This window comes from Methylobacterium brachiatum, from assembly GCF_900113845.1.
GTDB classification, from domain to species: domain Bacteria; phylum Pseudomonadota; class Alphaproteobacteria; order Rhizobiales; family Beijerinckiaceae; genus Methylobacterium; species Methylobacterium brachiatum.
In genome coordinates, this window is sequence record NZ_FOQW01000009.1 from 155,897 (window position 1) to 173,660 (window position 17,764).

Annotated in this window: 16 protein-coding genes, 1 other RNA gene and 1 pseudogene; 6 read left to right on the forward strand and 12 right to left on the reverse strand. The window is 70.5% G+C overall.

Features of this window, described 5'->3' with window-relative positions; genetic code table 11:
• Positions 1–8: 8 nt before the first annotated feature.
• Positions 9–1,307, reverse strand: coding sequence for a L,D-transpeptidase family protein (locus tag BMZ47_RS13595; protein ID WP_091862994.1), 1,299 nt, complete (start codon positions 1,305–1,307; stop codon positions 9–11).
• 360 nt (positions 1,308–1,667) lie between these two features.
• Between BMZ47_RS13595 and BMZ47_RS13600 the strand changes: the two are divergent.
• Together BMZ47_RS13600 and rcdA are read left to right on the forward strand one after the other, a co-directional pair.
• A pseudogene (locus tag BMZ47_RS13600) lies at positions 1,668–2,105 on the forward strand (copper chaperone PCu(A)C); the annotation flags it as partial.
• A 354-nt stretch (positions 2,106–2,459) separates the two neighbouring features.
• The gene (gene rcdA, locus BMZ47_RS13605) at positions 2,460–2,990 is read left to right on the forward strand and encodes a protease adaptor protein RcdA (RefSeq protein WP_007565878.1); all 531 of its coding nucleotides are present in this window, start codon (positions 2,460–2,462) and stop codon (positions 2,988–2,990) included.
• A 49-nt stretch (positions 2,991–3,039) separates the two neighbouring features.
• On the opposite strand, the gene BMZ47_RS13610 is transcribed toward rcdA, so the two are convergent.
• Together BMZ47_RS13610 and rpmE are read right to left on the reverse strand one after the other, a co-directional pair.
• Positions 3,040–3,819 (reverse strand): MetQ/NlpA family ABC transporter substrate-binding protein, encoded by a 780-nt coding sequence (locus BMZ47_RS13610; protein WP_007565879.1) that lies wholly within the window; start codon positions 3,817–3,819, stop codon positions 3,040–3,042.
• 447 nt (positions 3,820–4,266) lie between these two features.
• Positions 4,267–4,515: a 50S ribosomal protein L31 gene (gene rpmE, locus BMZ47_RS13615; protein WP_007565880.1), complete on the reverse strand. Its 249-nt coding sequence runs from the start codon at positions 4,513–4,515 to the stop codon at positions 4,267–4,269.
• A gap of 242 nt (positions 4,516–4,757) precedes the next feature.
• Between rpmE and BMZ47_RS13620 the strand changes: the two genes are divergently transcribed.
• Positions 4,758–6,602 carry an ABC transporter transmembrane domain-containing protein gene (locus BMZ47_RS13620; protein WP_091862999.1) on the forward strand — a complete coding sequence of 615 codons (1,845 nt, stop codon included), beginning with the start codon at positions 4,758–4,760 and terminating at the stop codon, positions 6,600–6,602.
• An 83-nt stretch (positions 6,603–6,685) separates the two neighbouring features.
• Positions 6,686–6,811: a hypothetical protein gene (locus BMZ47_RS29155; RefSeq protein WP_280142729.1), complete on the forward strand. Its 126-nt coding sequence runs from the start codon at positions 6,686–6,688 to the stop codon at positions 6,809–6,811.
• Between the two features lie 135 nt (positions 6,812–6,946).
• Here BMZ47_RS29155 and BMZ47_RS13625 read toward each other — a convergent pair whose 3' ends face one another.
• The 9 genes from BMZ47_RS13625 to BMZ47_RS13660 form a co-directional block, all read right to left on the reverse strand.
• Positions 6,947–7,657 (reverse strand): hypothetical protein, encoded by a 711-nt coding sequence (locus BMZ47_RS13625; RefSeq protein ID WP_091863002.1) that lies wholly within the window; start codon positions 7,655–7,657, stop codon positions 6,947–6,949.
• 312 nt (positions 7,658–7,969) lie between these two features.
• Entirely contained in the window at positions 7,970–8,983 is a 1,014-nt protein-coding gene (locus BMZ47_RS13630; RefSeq protein WP_007565883.1) for a peptidoglycan -binding protein, read from the reverse strand.
• Entirely contained in the window at positions 8,983–9,960 is a 978-nt protein-coding gene (locus BMZ47_RS13635) for a MotA/TolQ/ExbB proton channel family protein (protein ID WP_091863004.1), read from the reverse strand. Before BMZ47_RS13635 ends, BMZ47_RS13630 begins: the two co-directional genes overlap by 1 nt.
• Positions 9,961–10,203: 243 nt before the next feature.
• The gene (locus tag BMZ47_RS29160; protein WP_279888231.1) at positions 10,204–10,335 is read right to left on the reverse strand and encodes a hypothetical protein; all 132 of its coding nucleotides are present in this window, start codon (positions 10,333–10,335) and stop codon (positions 10,204–10,206) included.
• Positions 10,336–10,419: 84 nt separating this feature from the next.
• Positions 10,420–11,238, reverse strand: a complete 819-nt coding sequence (locus BMZ47_RS13640) for a TIGR00282 family metallophosphoesterase (protein WP_007565887.1) — start codon at positions 11,236–11,238, stop codon at positions 10,420–10,422.
• Between the two features lie 3 nt (positions 11,239–11,241).
• Complete coding sequence (locus BMZ47_RS13645; RefSeq protein WP_091863007.1) at positions 11,242–11,859, reverse strand: 5-formyltetrahydrofolate cyclo-ligase; 618 nt, start codon at positions 11,857–11,859, stop codon at positions 11,242–11,244.
• Positions 11,849–12,005, reverse strand: a non-coding RNA gene (gene ssrS, locus BMZ47_RS13650) — 6S RNA. The genes BMZ47_RS13645 and ssrS overlap by 11 nt, the downstream gene beginning before the upstream one ends.
• 99 nt (positions 12,006–12,104) lie before the next feature.
• On the reverse strand, positions 12,105–12,353 hold the full coding sequence (locus tag BMZ47_RS13655; protein ID WP_091863010.1) for a hypothetical protein: 249 nt from the start codon (positions 12,351–12,353) through the stop codon (positions 12,105–12,107).
• 222 nt (positions 12,354–12,575) lie between these two features.
• Positions 12,576–14,096, reverse strand: coding sequence for a glucosamine inositolphosphorylceramide transferase family protein (locus BMZ47_RS13660; RefSeq protein WP_091863013.1), 1,521 nt, complete (start codon positions 14,094–14,096; stop codon positions 12,576–12,578).
• Positions 14,097–14,351: 255 nt separating this feature from the next.
• Here BMZ47_RS13660 and BMZ47_RS13665 point away from each other — a divergent pair, with 255 nt between their 5' ends.
• Both BMZ47_RS13665 and BMZ47_RS13670 read left to right on the forward strand, forming a co-directional pair.
• Positions 14,352–16,457, forward strand: coding sequence for a GumC family protein (locus BMZ47_RS13665; protein ID WP_091863016.1), 2,106 nt, complete (start codon positions 14,352–14,354; stop codon positions 16,455–16,457).
• Positions 16,454–17,749, forward strand: a complete 1,296-nt coding sequence (locus tag BMZ47_RS13670; RefSeq protein WP_091863019.1) for a VpsF family polysaccharide biosynthesis protein — start codon at positions 16,454–16,456, stop codon at positions 17,747–17,749. Before BMZ47_RS13665 ends, BMZ47_RS13670 begins: the two co-directional genes overlap by 4 nt.
• Positions 17,750–17,764: the final 15 nt, after the last annotated feature.

Consider the following 17,764-nt stretch of genomic DNA (forward strand, 5'->3'; position numbering starts at 1 on the left):
CGGAGCGCTTACTCCTCGTCGCCGGGCTCGAAGGTCTGGGGCAGCGGCTCGGCGCTGGCGACCGGGGTCGGCGCCCCGATGGTCGAGGGCACGTTCACGCCGTCGCGCTTGTAGATGTCGTCGCGGAATTGCACGAGGCCATCCGGGGTCGCCCAGGCGGTGATGTAGGTCCAGTAGACCGGCACGGGCTGGGCGATGTTGGCGTCGACGCGCTTGCCGCTCTCGATCGCCTGCTCGACCTGCTCACGGCCCCAGCCGGGGGTCTCCTTCAGCAGCCAGGTGATGTACTCGCGCACGTTCTGCACGCGCACGCAGCCCGACGAGATGAAGCGGAAATCGTCGCCGAACACGCCCTTGGTGTTCGTGTCGTGCATGAACACGCCGTAGGGGTTCGGGATGTTGATGCGGACGATGCCCATCGAGTTGAAGTCGGCACCCGATTCCTGCCGGTAGGTGTAGCGCGTGCCCTCATCCGAGTTCCAATTGATCGAGCGCGGCGAGACCTCGCCATTGCCCGACAGGATGTGGATCTTATTGTCGGTGAGGTAGTTCGGATCCTTCTGCATCTTCGGGATCAGGTCCTTCTTCACGATGGAAGCCGGGACCGTCCAGGTCGGGTTGAAGTTGATCTGCGTCGCCTTGGTGTTCATGATCGGCGACTGGCGGTCGATCTTGCCGACGCCGGCGGCGTGCAGCGTGACGACCTGGCCGTTCTCCACGGTCTCCACCAGGGCGGCCGGGATGTTCATGATCACGAAGCGCCGGCCGAGATCGCCCGAATAGGAGCGCAGGCGGACGACGTTGGTCTCGAGCTGGTGCAGCCGCACGTCGGCGGGCACGTTCATCGCCTGCTGGGTGGCGAGGCTCATCGCGCCGGTCTGGCTGAGGCCGTGCCGGGCCTGGAAGCGCTTCACGCCGGCCGCGACGTAGGAATCGTACACGCCCGAGCCGCCGGCGGCCGGATCGAGGTCGCCGGTGACGATCAGGCGCTGGCGCACCGCGGCCACCGCCGGACCCTTCGCGCCGACGCGCAGGCGCTCGGCGCCCGAGACCGGACGCCAGCCGCCGCGGTTGACGATATCCCGATAGCGCTCGACCATCTGCTCGGTGGCCGCCACGGTCTGGGGCGACAGGATCGGCACGGTCTCGCGCTGCACCTGCATGCCGGCAGGCGAGGCGTAATCCTGCGCCCACTCGGCCTGGGCGTAGTTGCCCTGGTCTCGGGCCTCGGCGGCGCCGAGCCCGAGCGTGCCGAGCGCGGCGACGCCCAGGATGGCGGTGAACCGGTTTGTTGCCTTGGTGCGCATCAGTCGCTGGCTCTTGTCCGGAGTTCGTCAGTTCATGGCGAGAGCGGGTCTACCCGGTCGCCACGGTGTCGGGATGGCCTTAAGACTCCCTATCGAAGGGGCCGGATTGTGGCATCGGCGTGCGCCAACGCACCTGACGACTGGCTGCGGCGCGGCGACAACTGTCACCCGCGGGACGGTGTGGCAGAGATGCCACCGTCGGGCGGTCCGGGCTGGCCGCGCCGGGCGCCCAAGGCCCGCGCCGTAGGTCGCCGCCGCGATCGCGGGCGGACCGATTGCTAGACGAGTCAGGACGGAAGCATGCCCATGAAGATCCTTTGCACGGCCCTGCTGGGCCTCGGCCTGTTCGCGAGCACGGCGCAGGCGGCCCCGGAGGCGGCGCCGGTCAAGGCCGGCGATCTCACGATCGACACGCCCTGGCTGCGCGCCACGCCGAACGGCGCCAAGGTCGCGGGCGGTTACGTGCGGATCGTCAACACCGGCTCGGCCCCCGACACGCTTACCGGCGCCTCGGTGCCGTTCGCGACCTCCGGCGAGATCCACTCCATGTCGATGGAGGGCGGCGTGATGAAGATGGCCCCGGTTTCGGGCGGCCTGACGATCAAGCCCGGCGAGACGGTCGAGCTGAAGCCCGGCGGCTATCACCTGATGTTCGAGGGCCTGACCGGCGCCCCCAAGGCCGGCGATACCGTGTCCGGGACGCTGACATTCCAGCGCGCCGGCACCGTGCCGGTCACGTTCTCGGTGGCGCCGATCGGCGCGAGCGCACCGGGCGGCGGCCACCAGCATCACCACTAGCAGACATCGATCACGCCGCAGTCCGGGACACGCTGCGCGTGTTTCGGGACAGTCCACGCCGCTTGATCTGGCCCGCCCTCGCCCAGCAGTTGAGGGCGGGCAGGCCCTGCACGCAAGCGGTTCCAAGATCGGCCGGAGGCACCGCGTATTCGGCGGTGTCGAGGTCTCCTTTCGAATGCTTGCACGCGACGACGGGCGCCATATCTTAACCATCGGCCCGGTCGTTAAGGTTAAAAAAGATCTAACCCTGATGCGGCCGCGGTTCGGCGCTAGGATTGCTGCGTCGTCCGGGAGCCATGGCCGGAATGTCCCGGTCCGGGACGGCTAGGCCCGTCGGCGGCACAGGAGAGGCACATGAACGGCTTCGATGTCACGTTCCGGGACGATCGGGACTGGGTCGATTTCGGCAAGACCTACGTCAATTCCGTGGCGTTCAAGACGCTGTTCCGCGACGGCATGCTGCTCGTGGAGGAGACGGCGGCCTATCTCGACGGCGAGGGCCGGGACGAGTCGCGCCTCGTCTCCCGGGACGCGACGCTGAGCTACGCCGCGGAGAGCATGCGTTTGACCACGCTGCTCATGCAGATCGCGTCGTGGCTGCTGGTCCAGCGCGCGGTCGCCGAGGGCGAGATGACCCCGGCGGAGGCGCTGCAGGAGAAGCACCGGGTCAAGCTCGGCAAGGCCGAGCCGCCGAAGCAGTCGGATTTCAACCTGCTGCCGGTGCGCCTGCAGCAGCTGATCATGCGGGCGCGGCGCCTGCACGCCCGCATCCTTCACCTCGACTCGCTGATCGCGGACGACCGTCCGACGCCGGCGCCGGTCGAGAGCCCGGTGGCGGCCCAGCAGGGCCTGCTGCGCATGGCCTTCCGCCTGGGCGAGGGCTGAGCGCGGCCGCGCGGCCGGACCCGGGGGGCTCCGACCGCGGGCGCGGGGCTCAGAAGGCCGGCAATTCGCCCGGCCGGTTCTGCGTGATGTAGGCCCGGATCGTGTCGTTCTGGTAGGCGTGGACGAGCTTGGGCACCCAGGGGGCGTTCTTGTCCGCCTCCCGCACAGCGATGAAGTTGTTGTAGGGATTGTTGACCGACGACTCGATCGCGATCGAGTCCTTGCCCGGCTTCAGGCCGGCTTCGACGGCGTAGTTCGTGTTGATCACCGCGGCGTCCAGATCGTCGAGGCTGCGCGCCAGCTGGGCCGCGTCGATCTCGCGGAACTGCAGCTTCTTCGGATTGGCGGTGACGTCGAGCACCGTGGGCAGGATGCCGACGCCGTCCTTCAGCGTGATCAGCTTCTGGGCCTGCAGCAGCAGCAGGGCGCGACCGCCGTTGGACGGGTCGTTCGGGATGCCGATCGCGGCGCCGGTCTTCAGGTCGCCGACCGCCTTCACCTTTCGGGAATAGAGGCCGATCGGCGAGACGATCGTGTCGGCGACCGGCACGATCTTGTAGCCCTTGGCCTTGATCTGGTTCTCCAAAAAAGGCTTGTGTTGGAAGGCGTTGGCCTGGATGTCCCCGGCATCGAGGGCGGCGTTCGGCACGAGGTAGTCGGAGAACACGACGAGGTCGAGATCGAGCCCGTCCTTGGCGGCGATCGCCTTCACCTTCGCCCAGACATCCTCGGAATCGCTCATGATGCCGACCTTGATCTTCTCGGCCGCGAAGGCCGGGGCGGCAAAGGTGAGCAGGATGGCGAGGGCGGACGACAGCCAGCGTTTCATGGAAGACGACCCCAAGAACGGCGCTCGCAGCTTTCGAGCGCCTGAGATGGTTTTGGGTGTTCTCGGCGGACGCTTCGAAGACCGTCCGACGATCACCCGGGAAGAACGACCGCGACCGGATCGATATGCGATCGGGACGGCCGATGATCGTTGCGCGGTCCGATCATCGACGGAAGCGGACATTACGACGGCGCGGCTTGGCCGGAAAAGAGGCCCCTCGCGCAGGCCGACCCGGCGAGAGCCGTCGCGGCGCGTCTTATCAAAAGACTATTTTCTTCGGCGGGTGATCATGTGGAACAAACCCGCCGCCCGGCCGGAAAATTTGCGATCGGATTTCGCGGGAAAAACCCGCCCCAGGCAGGGTGGCGTGACAAGCGCGCAAACAGAAACGGGCGGCCCCGCGAGGGACCGCCCGTTGTGATTCGGGTCCGCCTGATCCGTCGGGGATCAGCGCTTGCCGAGGTTGCCGAACCGCGAGTTGAAGCGCGAGACGCGCCCGGCACGATCGAGCATCTTCTGCTCGCCGCCGGTCCAGGCCGGGTGGGTGAGCGGATCGATGTCGAGGTTGAGGGTGTCGCCCTCCTTGCCGTAGGTCGAACGGGTCCGGTACTCGGTGCCGTCCGTCATCACGACCTTGATGAAGTGGTAGTCGGGGTGCTCGGTCCCCTTGGCCTTTGCGGCCGCGTCCTTCGCCATGACCTGTCGTTCCTGTTCTGGCACGCCGGCGGGGAGCGCAGGAGGCGCCGCCCGGCCCGGAATGCGGAAGGTGTCAGCGGTTGCACCGAACCGTAGGTTCGTGGCAACGGCACGTCCAAGCCGACCGTGGTGGCGGCCCGCGGCCATTGAACACGCGCAATCGGATGAGGGGCGGCGTATATCGCAGGCTCTCTCCCGGAACAAGCGCCGTGGACCGGGTGGGAAGAGACGCGTGAGGCGTGATGGCCCGTAAGACGAAAGCGGCCGCTTCCGGCCGGCCCAAGGCACCGCTGAGCGCGCTCCGGCCGCTCCTGCCCTTCGCCCTGCGCTACCGCGGGCGGATCGCCGCCGGAATCCTCGCCCTGATCTGCGCCTCGGCCTCGACCCTGGTGGTGCCGATCGCCATGCGGCGGGTGATCGACCACGGCTTCACGGCCGACGGCGCCAACGTCATCGACGCCTATTTCCTGGCCCTACTCGGGGTCGTGGCGGCCTTCGCGCTGTCGAGCGCGGCCCGGGTCTATACCGTGGTCACCCTCGGCGAGCGCGTGGTCGCGGACCTGCGCAGCGCCGTCTTCGCCCGGCTGACGATCCTCGATCCCGCCTTCTTCGACCGCTCGCAATCCGGCGAGATCGTCTCGCGGCTCACCGCCGACGCGACGCAGATCAAGTCGGCCTTCGGCGTCTCCGTCTCGATCCTGCTGCGCAACCTGTTCCTGTTCGTCGGCGCGACCGCCATGATGGTGATCACCAGCCCGCGGCTCTCCGTGATGGTGCTGGCGGCGATTCCCGTCATCGTGTTCCCGCTGATCGTATCGGGCCGCGGCGTCCGGCGGCGCTCCCGGGCCGCGCAGGACCGTCTGGCGGACGCCTCCGCCTACGCCGCCGAGGCGGTCGGGGCGGTGCGGACCATGCAGGCCTTCGGGCGATCGGGGACGACGGCCGCGAAGTTCGCCGCCGCCTCCGAGGAGGCCTATGCCGCCGCCCGCGATTCGATCCGGGCCCGCGCGCTGCTGACCGGCGTGGCGATCTTCCTGATCTCCGCCTCGGTGGTCGGGGTGATGTGGTACGGCGCGCAGGGCGTCCTCAACCACACCATGACCGGCGGCGAGCTCTCGCAATTCGTGCTCTACGCGGTGTTCGGCGCGGGGGCGCTCGGCCAGCTCTCCGAGGTCTACGGCGACCTCGCCATGTCGGCGGGCGCGGCCGAGCGGCTCACCGAGATCCTGGCGGCCGAGCCGGCGATCCGCACACCCGTCCCGGCGTCGCGGCTGCCCGAGCCGGCGCGCGGCGCCGTGACCTTCGAGTCCGTGCGCTTCGCCTATCCGACCCGCCCCGGCCACGCCGCCCTCGACGGGCTGAGCTTCGCGGCCGCTCCGGGCGAGCGCATCGCCATCGTGGGCCCGTCCGGCGCCGGCAAGTCGACGGTGCTGCAGTTGCTCCTGCGCTTCTACGATCCGCAGGGCGGCCGCGTTCTGGTCGACGGCACCGACATCGCCCAGGTTGACCCGGAGGCCCTGCGCGCCCGCATCGCCCTGGTGCCGCAGGATCCGGTGGTGTTCTCCGGGACCGTGTCGGAGAACATCCGCTACGGACGCCCGGAGGCCGGCGAGGCCGAGGTGCGGCGCGCCGCCGAACTCGCCAACGCGCACGGCTTCGTCACCGCCCTGCCGCAGGGCTACGACACCCAGGTCGGCGAGCGCGGCGTCACCCTCTCCGGCGGTCAGCGCCAGCGCATCGCCATCGCCCGGGCGATCCTCAAGGACGCCCCGATCCTGCTCCTCGACGAGGCGACCTCGGCGCTGGACGCGGAATCCGAGCGCGCGGTCCAGGCCGCCCTGGACACGCTGATGCGCGGACGCACCACCCTGGTGATCGCCCATCGGCTCGCCACGATCCGCGCGGCCGACCGCATCCTGGTCCTCGACGACGGCCGCATCGTCGAGACCGGCACCCATGAGAGCCTGCTGGCCCAGGGCGCGCTCTACGCGCAGCTCGCGAGCCTGCAATTCACCGACGCCCTGGACGAGACCGCCCGCGGCAAGGGTCTGCGCATCCGCGGCGAACGCATGCCCGCCGCCGAATAAGCGGCGCGGAACCCGCCCCCGCGGGTCTCGGGCGCGGATGACGGGCGTGCGCCGCGCCGGCGAGGGGCAGGAATGCGGGCGCGGTGTCGAAGCCCGCGGTGACCCGCCTCCACCCGGACCTCGCCCGCTTCCCCGCCTGCCGTTCCTCGCGCCGCCGATCCCCGATCGAGCCGCTGGACGGGCTGATGCGCCCCCTCGGCGGCGGCTGAACGGCGTGCGCGCCGGCCTGTACCCGGCGGGATCGTCGGTGCTGTTCCTGATGACCGGCGGCACGCCCGGGATCTTCGTCGACAAGGACACGCTGACCGGTTGCGGAGTCTGATACGGCCCCGGCCCCCGAGGGCTCAGGCGGCGCGAATGCTGCGGGTCCGGCTAGATGACGGTTCGGCCCGGGGCGAGTCCGGCCGCGCCGCCGTGGCCGCCAGCGAGGCCGAGGCCGCGCGGAGCGCCCGGATCGGGTCCGCGATACCATCGATACCGGAACAGTCCTGATCGGGCGCACCCGCGACCCGCTGCGCCTGAGCCGCGATCGCCTCCGACACCATCGCGGCCTGCTCGGACAGTTCCCTCGCCCGGGCGGCAGCCGCCGCGAAACCCCCACCCGCCTGGGCGGCCGCGAGGGTGGCTCGCAGCGCCATCACACTCGCCTGGGCGGTCATCTCGGCGAGCGACCCGATCGTGTCGGCGGGTGTCGGATGGGCCGGCTGACCGCTCAGCGTGACCAGCCCGTGCTGGAAGATCCGCACCGCCTCTGCGACCGCGTCGGCCTCCCCGGCCTGCCGGAATGCGATCGCCGCCCCGGACGCGTCCAAGCGCAGGCCGTGCCGGCCGGCGGAGTCAGAGCCCCGGGGGGCGGCTGACCGGGACCACGCCAGCCACCAGCCGCCGATCATCGCCAGGGCCAGAGCGACCAGGCCGGCAAGGACGCTCGGCTCGAACGTCGCTGTTGCGGACGGTGATGGCCGCCCCCAGCCGGGCCCGGCGGCGAGCAGGGCGCCGAGCACCGCGAAGATCGCGACGAGAGACGCGCATCTGGAAAGGGTCAGCTTGGACATCGGTGGAACCATCCCCGCCTCGCCGTCAACGATGCGTCGAAATGGCTAATCCGCCGTTAAATGATCTGACCGTCGGTCAAATTCGACCGACCATTATTCGCGATCGGCGATCCAATAGACAATAGTTTTGCGAAACTGGATTAAATATCGGGCGAGGCACGATGATCGCACGACTATCCTGGACGCGGACTCGGAGGTCCAAGACTCGGACAAGGGATCCCGCAATGCGGATGCCGCAAGGGCCGCTCCCCGCCCGGTGCCTGACCTCACCGGGCACCAGAGCGGTCGATGGAAAGCGTCGGGCCGCCGACCCTACCGCTCCGTGAGCTTCATCTCGATCCGGCGGTTCTTGGCGTAGGCCTCCTCGGTCGTACCGGCGTCGAGGGGCTGGAACTCGCCGAAGGCGCCGGCGAGGAGATGCTGCGGCGGGATGCCCTTGCCGGCGAGGTACTGCACCACCGCGATGGCCCGGGCCGCCGAGAGCGCCCAGTTCGACGGGAATTGCGACGTGTTGATCGGCCGCGCATCGGTGTGGCCGTCGACCCGCAGGACCCAGGGCAGGTCCGCCGGGATTTGCCGGGCGAGGTCGGCGATGGCCCCGGCGATCCGGTCGAGCTCGGGGCCGGCCTCGGGCTTGAGCGTCGCCGAGCCGCCCGGGAACAGCACCTCGGATTGCAGCACGAAGCGGTCGCCGACCACCCGGATGTCGGGGCGGTTGCCGAGGATCTGGCGCAGGCGCCCGAAGAAGTCCGAGCGGTAGCGGGCTAGCTCCTGGACCTTCTGGGCCAGGGCGACGTTCAGCCGGCTGCCGAGCTCGGCGATGCGCACCTGGGATTCCCGATCCCGGGTCTCGGAGGCGGCGAGCGCATCCTCGAGGGCGGCGAGCTGCCGACGCATGGCGCTGATCTGCTCGTTCAGCAGATCGACCTGGGACAGGGCCCGCTTGGTCGCGCCGCGCTCGGCCTCCAGCTGCTTGTCGAGGGCGCCCGCGGCGCCCTGGCTGACGGTGGCAGCCTCGGCCTGGGACTTCGCCTGGTCGCGCTCGGCCTCGACGCCGGCCAGGGTGGTGCGGAGGCTGCGGACCTCGTCCTCCTGGCTGCGGCGGTTCGAGCGCTCGAGGGCCAGGAGGTCGGTGAGGTCGGCGATCTGCCGGTTGAGCTTGACCAACGTCGCGTCCCGCCCGGTCAGCTCCTGCGACAGGAAGAACTGCCCGACCACGAAGACGGTGAGCAGGAAGACCACCGCCAGCAGCAGCGTCGCCAGGGCGTCGACATAGCCCGGCCAGACATTGACGGAGCGTCGGGAGCGGGCCGCGGTCGAGGCCACTACACCCGCTCCCGGCCCAGCCGGTCGAGCACCTGCTTCAGCTCGCGCTCACGGCTCGCCTGCGCCTCGACCCAGTCGCGGATCATCTGCTGCTCGGCCCGCATGTGCTGGACGAGGCCCTGGATGCCCTCGGCGAGGTTGGTCATGGCGAGCGTCGCGGCCCGGCCGCCCCCGCCCTCCGAGACGATCGCGGTCAACCGCTCGATCGCCTCCTTGAGGTCCTGGGTGCCGGCGGCCGGCCGGATCGCGGTGGCGCCCTCTGTCTCGGCCGCCAACGCGCCGGACAGCAGCCAATCCTGCAATTCGTTGTGGAAACGGGCATGGGCCTGGCTGGCCTGCAGCTCCAGGAAGCCGGTGATCAGCGAGGAGGCGAGGCCGAACAGCGAGGCCGAGAAGGCGAGGCCGATTCCCGAGAGCGGTACCGCCAGGCCCGATTTCAGCTCGTCGAACATCACCCCGGCATCGCCGCCGCCGCGCATGCCCTTGATCACCCCGCCCACCGCCGAGAGGGTGTCGATCAGGCCCCAGAACGTGCCGAGCAGGCCGAGCAGGATCAGGATGCCCGCGATGTAGCGCAGGATCTCGCGATCCTCGTCGAGGCGCGCCGCGATCGTGTCGAGATAGCCCGAAGTCCCCGGCAGAAGCGCCCCGGTTTTCCGGGCGGCGATCATCGGCACCATGGGCGCCAACAGGGCCGGCGGCTTCTTGGCCTGGCCGCCGCTCGCCACCGCGTTGACGTAGCTGACCTCTCGGTACAGCCGAAAAACCTGCCCGAAGGCGATCAGCACCGCGATCAGCAGCACGCCGAGGATCAGCCCGTTGAGTCCCGGATTGGCCAGGAAGGCGGGCGTGATCTGCTTGAACAGGATGAAGGCGAGGAAGCCCACCAGGATCAGGAAGATCACCATCCGCCCGAGATAGATCCCGGGCCGTGCCAGCGGCTGTATTTTATTCTCGTTGTCGTCGCGGGCGGCCATCGGTCGCTCTAGCCTGATCTCACCATGAAGCCGCCGGCGGGCGGGATCCGTCGCGGCCACTGTGGGGGTAGCCCTGCACGCGATCAAGTCTCTCCACGGTCACGCTTGTGCGGCGATCGAGCCCCCCGGAAGGGGTGACAGCTCCGATCGTCCGACCCGCGCCGGCTCACGCCCCGCGCAAGCCGCCTATCCGGCGTAGTACGCCACCGAGGCGCGGCGCCGAAGGGCCTCGGACCGCGCGAGCTAGCGGTGCTGGTACCAATCCCAGACCAGGAAGGCCGGGAACGGGAGCATGATGGCGAAGAAGATCCAGTCGAACATCTGCGGCATGGCGCGGTCCCTTGGCGCGGTCCCTGGGTTCGGGGGTCTCTGCAATCTACGGATGCAGACCGCCGAAGTTCCGGACCTGTGCCATGCCGGGACACCCGGCACCCTGCGCGGGCTGCCGTCGATCCGCCTCTACTCCCAGAACCGCGGCCAGCTCTCTTCGAGATTCGGACCGAGGCGAACCGCCGCGACCCGGGTGGCGAGGCCGTCCGCCTGGGTTTCCACGGCGACGCCGCACAGCGTGGCCTCGCCTCCGGCCACTTCCCAGCGGGAGCCCGGCGTCTTCTGGATCATCCGGCGGATCGGCTCGTCCTTCTGCATGCCGATGACCGAATCGTAGTCGCCGCACATCCCGGCATCCGACATGTAGGCGGTGCCCCCGGGCAGGATCCGGTGGTCGGCCGTGGGCGTGTGGGTGTGGGTCCCGACCACGAGGCTCGCGCGGCCGTCGAGGTAATGGCCGAAGGCCTGCTTCTCGCTGGTTGCCTCCGCGTGCACGTCGACCACCACGGCGTCGGCGGCGGCCCCGAGGGGACAGGCCGAGAGCTCGCGCTCCACCGCGGTGAACGGGTCGTCCATGGCGTCGAGGAAGACCCGCCCCATCACGTTGACCACGAGCACCCGGGCGCCGCCTTGCGTCTCCACCACGGTGGCGCCGCGGCCGGGCGTGCCGGGCGGGTAGTTCGCCGGCCGCACCAGGCGCGGCTGGCGGGCGATGAAGACCAGCGCCTCGCGCTGGTCGAAACTGTGATTGCCGAGCGTCACGGCATCGGCACCGGCCTGGATCAGCTCGTCGCAGATCGTCTCCGAGATGCCGAAGCCGCCGGCTGAATTCTCGCCGTTCACGACGACGCAGTCGAGACGCCAGCGCTCGCGCAGCTTGGGCAGACGCTCGCAGACGACGCTACGGCCCGGGCGACCGATCACGTCGCCGAGAAAAAGCAGCCGCATGGATCAGGACTTCCTGTCGAACCGGATCACGCCCGTTTCGGTGATCACGAACTGGAGCGGTCGGTCATGCGGCTCGGCCGGCACGCGATCAACCCGTTGCACGGAAAATCCAACCCCGACGGTCAGGACGGGCCGGGTGCGGGACAGGCGCGCGATCGCGCCGTCATAGTAGCCGCGGCCGTAGCCGATGCGCTGACCCGTCCCGTCGAAGGCGGCGAGCGGCACGATCAGGGCGTCCGGCTCCACGGGCGGCAGGGACGGGTCGGGCTCGCTGAGGCCGAAGCGGCCGGCGACCAACGCATCTCCGGCCCGCCATTCGCGGAAGATCAGGCCCTCGGGGGTGACGTGCGGCAGCGCGACCCGCTGGCCCCGGGCGAGCAGGCCCTCGGCGGCCGGGCGCGGATCGACCTCGCTGCGGATCGGCCAGAAGGCGCCGACCAGCCGCGCCTCGGCCAGCTCCGGCAGGGCGAGGAGCGCCTGCACGATCCGGGCGGACGCGGCATGCCGGGCGGCGGGCTCCAGCGCGTCCCGGGCGGCGAGCGCCGCGCCGCGCAGCTGGGCTTTGAGCGCCGCATCCGTCTTGGCGGGGTCGGCTTCAGGAGAAGGAGAGTGCGGAGCCACGTGAGCCGTTGGAGGATCGATCCCGGGAAACCTACAGAGTAGGTGGGCGCCGTGTTGGCCAAGTCCAGGGACGAGGCCAGGGACAGCTCCCGAGGGAGTCGATAAGGCCCCGGGGAAAGTGCTCCTGACGAACTCTGCAGCCCCGCCTGCGCAATGTAGCGATCTCGTGGGGTTCCTGCCAGGGCCCGGCGGACCGAAATATCGACGCCGGGACCGGCCCGGTGGCCTGCATCCGGCGGACGCCGTCAGCGCGTCCGGTCGGCCGCCCCGGCGACGACGGCGCGGGTGCCGGCCAGGATCTCGGCCCGCACGGTTTCCGTCGGAGCGGCGTCCCAGAGCTGGATCAGCTCGATCAGACCGGCATGCGCCACCGAGGTCGGCTCGGAGAAGAACGTCTCCACCGGAATGCCCGCGACCGCGGCGATCCGTACGAGCCGGGCATTCAGGGCGCTGCGCGCGTGCGTGTCGGGCTGGATCGTCGCGCTCACACTCATGAAATCGCCACTCCGATCGGTCGGGAGCCTTCGATATCAGAGACGCTCTAGCCAAAATACAATCTATGCAACTAGTTCCGGCGAATTAATTCAGGTATAAGTTGCGTTATCCACCAGAACGGGTCGGCGTCGAGGGCCGGATACCGTTTTGGCGGCTAAAGCCGCCCACGCCTCAGGCTGTACCGTGGCCGCCGGCAGCGGAGGCAGTGCTCGCGTGCAGGGTCAGACGCGGCCGGGCAACCGGATCCGCGGGGCCCGCGCCGAGCCGTCGATGCACTCGATGCCGCCGCCCGTGTTCACGGTATGGAGCCGAGACCCGGGCCAGGCCGGGCCGGGCTCGATGCGGCCGATGACGGTCTGCGAAAAGCCCTCCGGGTCGAGGCGGTCGATCCGCGCCAGCCCGAGGGCGCGGCCATAGCCCGTCGCGCAATCCTGGACCGGGCGGATGAGGCGTCCGCCGCGCTCGACGATGCGCCCTGCGGGCCGCGCGGTCGCGGGATCGATCAGCACCGGATTGGCCGGATGCGGCGTATAGGGGCCGCGGAAATCGGGGGCCGACCAGAGACAGAGCGCGTCGTGGTAGGATCCGGACCCGGCGGGCGCCTCGGGGACGGCATCGCGCAGGGTGGCGAAGATCCACCAGCGGCCGCCCTGTTCGAGGAGGGTCGCGTCGCTGGCGACCACGCCCGAGAGCAGCGTCGCCTCCTTCACCCAGCCGCCGGGGTAGCGGGTGGCGCGGTAGAGATCGACCGTGCCGGAGGCGGAGCTTTCCGGCACCATCCAGGCCTCGCCGTCGCGCTCGAACACGAACGGGTAGGACAGGTGATGGGGCTCCTCCAGCACCGGGACGGGCGTGCCCTCGGGGCCGTCCGGGCCGAAGCGGACCGCGGAGATGATCGCCTTGCCGGTGGCGTGCGGGAATTCCTCGACGAAGACGTGCGTGCTTCCGCCGAAGGCCAGCGGGAACGGGTCGGCGTAGAAGCGGTGGCCGTCATCCGGCAGGTCGGTCCAGCCGGCCTGGGGATGACGCCCGAGGTCGATCAGGTCCGGCCCGTCGAGGCGCCGCCAGCCGCAGCGCCAGTGCGGGGCGCGGTAGCAGAGATGGTACAGGCGGTGGATGACAGCGCCCGCGATCATCCGCGCGGCCCGGGTCCCGAGCTCGCCGCCCGACAGGGTCCGCGCCGGCTCGGAGGGCGGCAGGGGCGCGACCGAGGGCGGTTCGCTGCGCCCGGCGGCACGGCGTCCGAGGGCGGCCGCGACCAGCGTCACCGTCCGGGCGAGCGCGTCGTCGACGCCGGCGAGCAGGATACCCGGCCGGTCGGTGCCGAGCCGGCCCTCGGCCACGATGGTCCCCGCCGCGACGAGGGTCAGCCGGGGGACCGCCCCGGCGAGCAGGCTCGCCAGGAGGGCGTCGTCGCCGCGCCGTCCGTCATAGGCGAGCTGCCAGGTTGCCGGGCCGGCCGGGAGATCGCCGCACAGGTCGAGGACCACGTCCGGCTTCGCGTCGGGCCGCCGCCACGGGTCGAGGGCGGTCGGCGGCAGGCGCTCGGAGCCGAGGCGCGGCAGGCGGTGGATCAGCGCCTCGAGCCGGAACAGCAGCTCGATCGTGTCGGGCCACCCGTCCGGCACGACGGCCGCGTCGACGCTCACGGTCCGGATGCCGGCCGTGCCGGCGAGCCGCTGCAGCAGGGCGATCTGCCAGCGGCGCGGCTCGGCCCCGTCGAGACGAACTCTCACATGCATGATGAGCGCCTTCGCCCCGTCGATAATCTGCCGGATAACGGCCGCAGATCCGATCTAATTCCCAAACGGTAACGAGACCGATAACCCTATAGGCAGCGGACTTTGGTTGACGGCGTTTACCAGACGCCGAGTAATTGGTGGTTGCGCCGATGACCCTCGGCAGTCTTGAGGGATTGTCAGCAGTCTGCGCGACTCTTGCAGTAGGAGATGGGGCCCGCGAGGGACCGACCGAGTTCGAGACGATGGTGACCGATCGTGGCACAGATCGACCGTAACATTGCCGTCGCGACCTGGCTCGCACCGGTCCATCCGGCACAACCGGAGCGGACGGGTCCGACCCGGCCCGACACCACCGCCGAGTTCGGCGACCTGTGGCGCATCCTGTGGCGGCGCAAGCGCACCGTGCTGGGCACCGCCCTGGTGCTCGGCCTGCTGGTCCTGGCCTATGCCCTGATCACCCCGTCCCTCTACACGGCGACCGCGCAGATCCTGATCGACCCGCGCGACCGGCAGGTGGTGCTCAACGACGTCAATCCCGCCGCCCTCTCGCCGGATGGCGGCATCGCCCAGGTCGAGAGCCAGGTGAAGGTGATCGAGTCGGACGCGGTCCTGGGCCGGGCGGTGGCGCAGGCGGGGCTCGAGGGCGAGCCGGGCTTCGGGGTCGCGCAGGCCGGGCTGATCTCGCGCACCGTCGCCTCGCTGCGGGAGATGGTGCTGGGCCCAAAGGCGGAGCGCCCGGTGGATGCCCGCGGCCGGGCCCTTGACCAGTTGCGGCGCAAGCTCGCGGTCAAGCGCGCCGACAAGGTGTTCGTGATCGACGTCGTCGTCACCACGGCGGATCCGGATCTCTCGGCCCGGATCGTCAACGCCATCGCCAACGCGTACCTCGCCGACCAGACCGAGGCCCGTTCCGACGCCGCCAAGCGCGCCGCGGGCGACCTGCGCGGCCGCCTCGACGAGTTGCGCAACACCGTCAACGCCGCCGACAAGAAGCTCGAGGATTACAAGGCCAAGAACGGCCTGATCGCGTCGAGCGGCCGGCTGGTGAACGAGCAGCAGCTCACCGATTCGAACGCCCGCCTGGTCGCCGCCCGGGCCCGCACCGCCGAAGCGAAGGCGCGCCTGCAGGGGATCAAGGACGCGCGCGGCCAGGCGATCGGCTCCGGCGCGATGCCGGAGGCCATCCAGTCCTCGGCGGTGGACCGGTTGCGCGGCCAGTACGCCGAGCTCGCCGCCAAGGAAGCGGACCTGCGCACCAATCTCGGCGAGCGCCATCCCTACATCGCCGCCGTGCGCACGCAGATGCAGGACGTCCGCCGGCTGATCGATGCCGAGCTCAACCGCATCGCCGGCGCGGCCGAGACCGAGTACCAGCGCGCCCAGGCCAACGAGCGCTCGCTCGCCGCCGATCTGGAGAAGCTGCAGCGGCAATCCGCGGTGACCTCGCAATCCTCCGTCCAGCTGCGCGAGCTGGAGCGGGAGGTCGAGGCGGCCCGCACCGTCTACAACACGTTCCTGGTCCGCACCCGCGAGATCAAGGAGCAATCCGGCATCGACAGCTCGAATGCCCGGATCATCACCTCGGCCCGTCCGCCGCAGGATGCGAGCTGGCCGCCGCGCCTGATCCTGGTCGCCGCCGCCCTGGCCGGCGGCCTCGGCCTCGGCGCCGGCATCGCGCTCACCCGGGAATATCTGGAGCCGACGGTGCTGTCGCCGCGCCAGCTGGAGCGGCTGTCGAACGCCCCCGTCGTCGCGGTGATCCCGGGCCTGCAGCCGGGTGGGGCCAGCACCGCGGCCGCGAGCTTCACCCTCGATCATCTCGCCACCGCGGAGGGAACGCGCGGCCGGTCGCTGGCGCTGCTGGTGACCTCCGGCGAGGCCGAGGCGACGGAGCGCCGGGCCGTGATCGCGCTGCTGGCCTCGGTGGCGGTGGCGCGCGGTGACCGGGTTCTTCTGGTCGATGCGGATCTGCGCGCCGACGGTGGCGGCTCGGCCGGCCTGCTCGACGTGCTGCGCGGCGAGCAGAGCCTCAACGCGGTGACGCAGGTCGATCCGAAGACCGGCGCGCGGCGGATCGGGCTCGGCGACACCCAGAAGCCGATCCGCGACGCGCTGGTGCCGGCCAATATCGAGCGCTTCCTGGCCGGCGTGAAAGGCCGGTTCGAGCTGGTCCTGATCGATGGCGGCGTCCTGTCGGAGAACCTGCGGCTCGGCCCGATCGCCGCGGCGGCGGACCGGCTGCTGCTGGTCGTCTGCAACGGCGCCACCCGCCAGCGCGACCTGATCGATCTCGTCGACACCTCCGAGGCCCTCGGTCGGCCGGTCTCGGGCTCCCTGCTGCTCGACCGGCGCAGCGCGTGAGCACGGCGCGGCCCGCGGGCTTCGCGCACCGGCTGGCCGCGCGATCGCGGCCCGGCGCTGGCCTGGCCCGCGCGGAATCGCTGGCCTTCGTGCTGCTGACCGTGGTGCTGGTCGGCGTGTCGGGCGGCCTGCTCTGGGCGCTCGGTCTCAATTACGACGGGATCAGCGGCTCGGCGCCGTCGAAAATCCATCCGGCGACCTACATGGCGGTGGCGCTCGTCGGCTGGACGATGCTGCGCGCCGGCAACCCGGTGATCCCGGTGGCGCAGGCGCTCAACCGCCGCCCGGCCTGCGTGCTGCTCGCGACCTGCGGCGTGCTGCTCCTCGTGCTGATCGCCGCCCGCGGCGGCACGGGACTGGCCGGTTCGATCGACACCTTCGTGCTGGCCGGCCTGATCCCGATCCTGCTGATGGATCGCGACGCCGCGACCCTGCGGCGGATCGAGACCGTCTTCCACCTGATGATGCTCGCCAACGCGATGCTCGGCCTGTTCGAGTTCGCCAGCGGCCAGCGCTTCTTCCCGTTCCGGTTCGACGGCATGGCGTTCGAGACCGATACGCGCTCGGCCGCGCTCCAGGGCCATCCGCTGGTCAATGCGACGCTCACCGCCTGCTACATCCTGGCGCTCGCCAAGGGCGGCGGCCGGCTGAGCCCGGCGCTCCGGGCCGGAATGATCGCCGTGCAGCTCGTCGCCCTGGTGACCTTCGGCGGCCGCTCGGCCACCGTGACCACCCTGGCGCTCGGCGGCCTCGTCGGGCTGTTCGCCCTGAACCGGACCCTGCGGAGCAACCGGATTCCCCTGATCGGTGCGGCCTGCGCCTGCTTCGTGCTGACGGCGCTGCCCGTGATGGTCGCCGTCCTGGCCGCGGTGGGCTTCTTCAACACGCTGCTGAGCCGGTTCGTCTCCGACGGCGGCAGCGCCCAGGCCCGGGTCGACATGCTGGCGATCTTCGACGCGATCCCGTTCCGGCAATTGCTGCTGGCCCCGGACCTCCTGCAGGTGAGCACCCTGCGGCGGATCTACGGCCTGGAATGGGGCATCGAGAACTCGATCGTCTCCGACGTGCTCTACCACGGCATCCTGGTGACGACGCTGCTGGTCGTGGCGGTCGGCCTCTACCTCACCGAGATCGCCCGCCAGTGCCGCCGCGGGGTCTGGCTGCCGATCCTCGCCTTCGTGATCCTGATCAACACCTTCGAGGGGCTGGCCGGGAAGACCACCATGCTCGCGAAGTTCGCGATGATGCTGATCGTGCTGTTTCCGCCGGGCGCCACTCGGGAGCGGGGCTGACACCTCGGTCGGCCC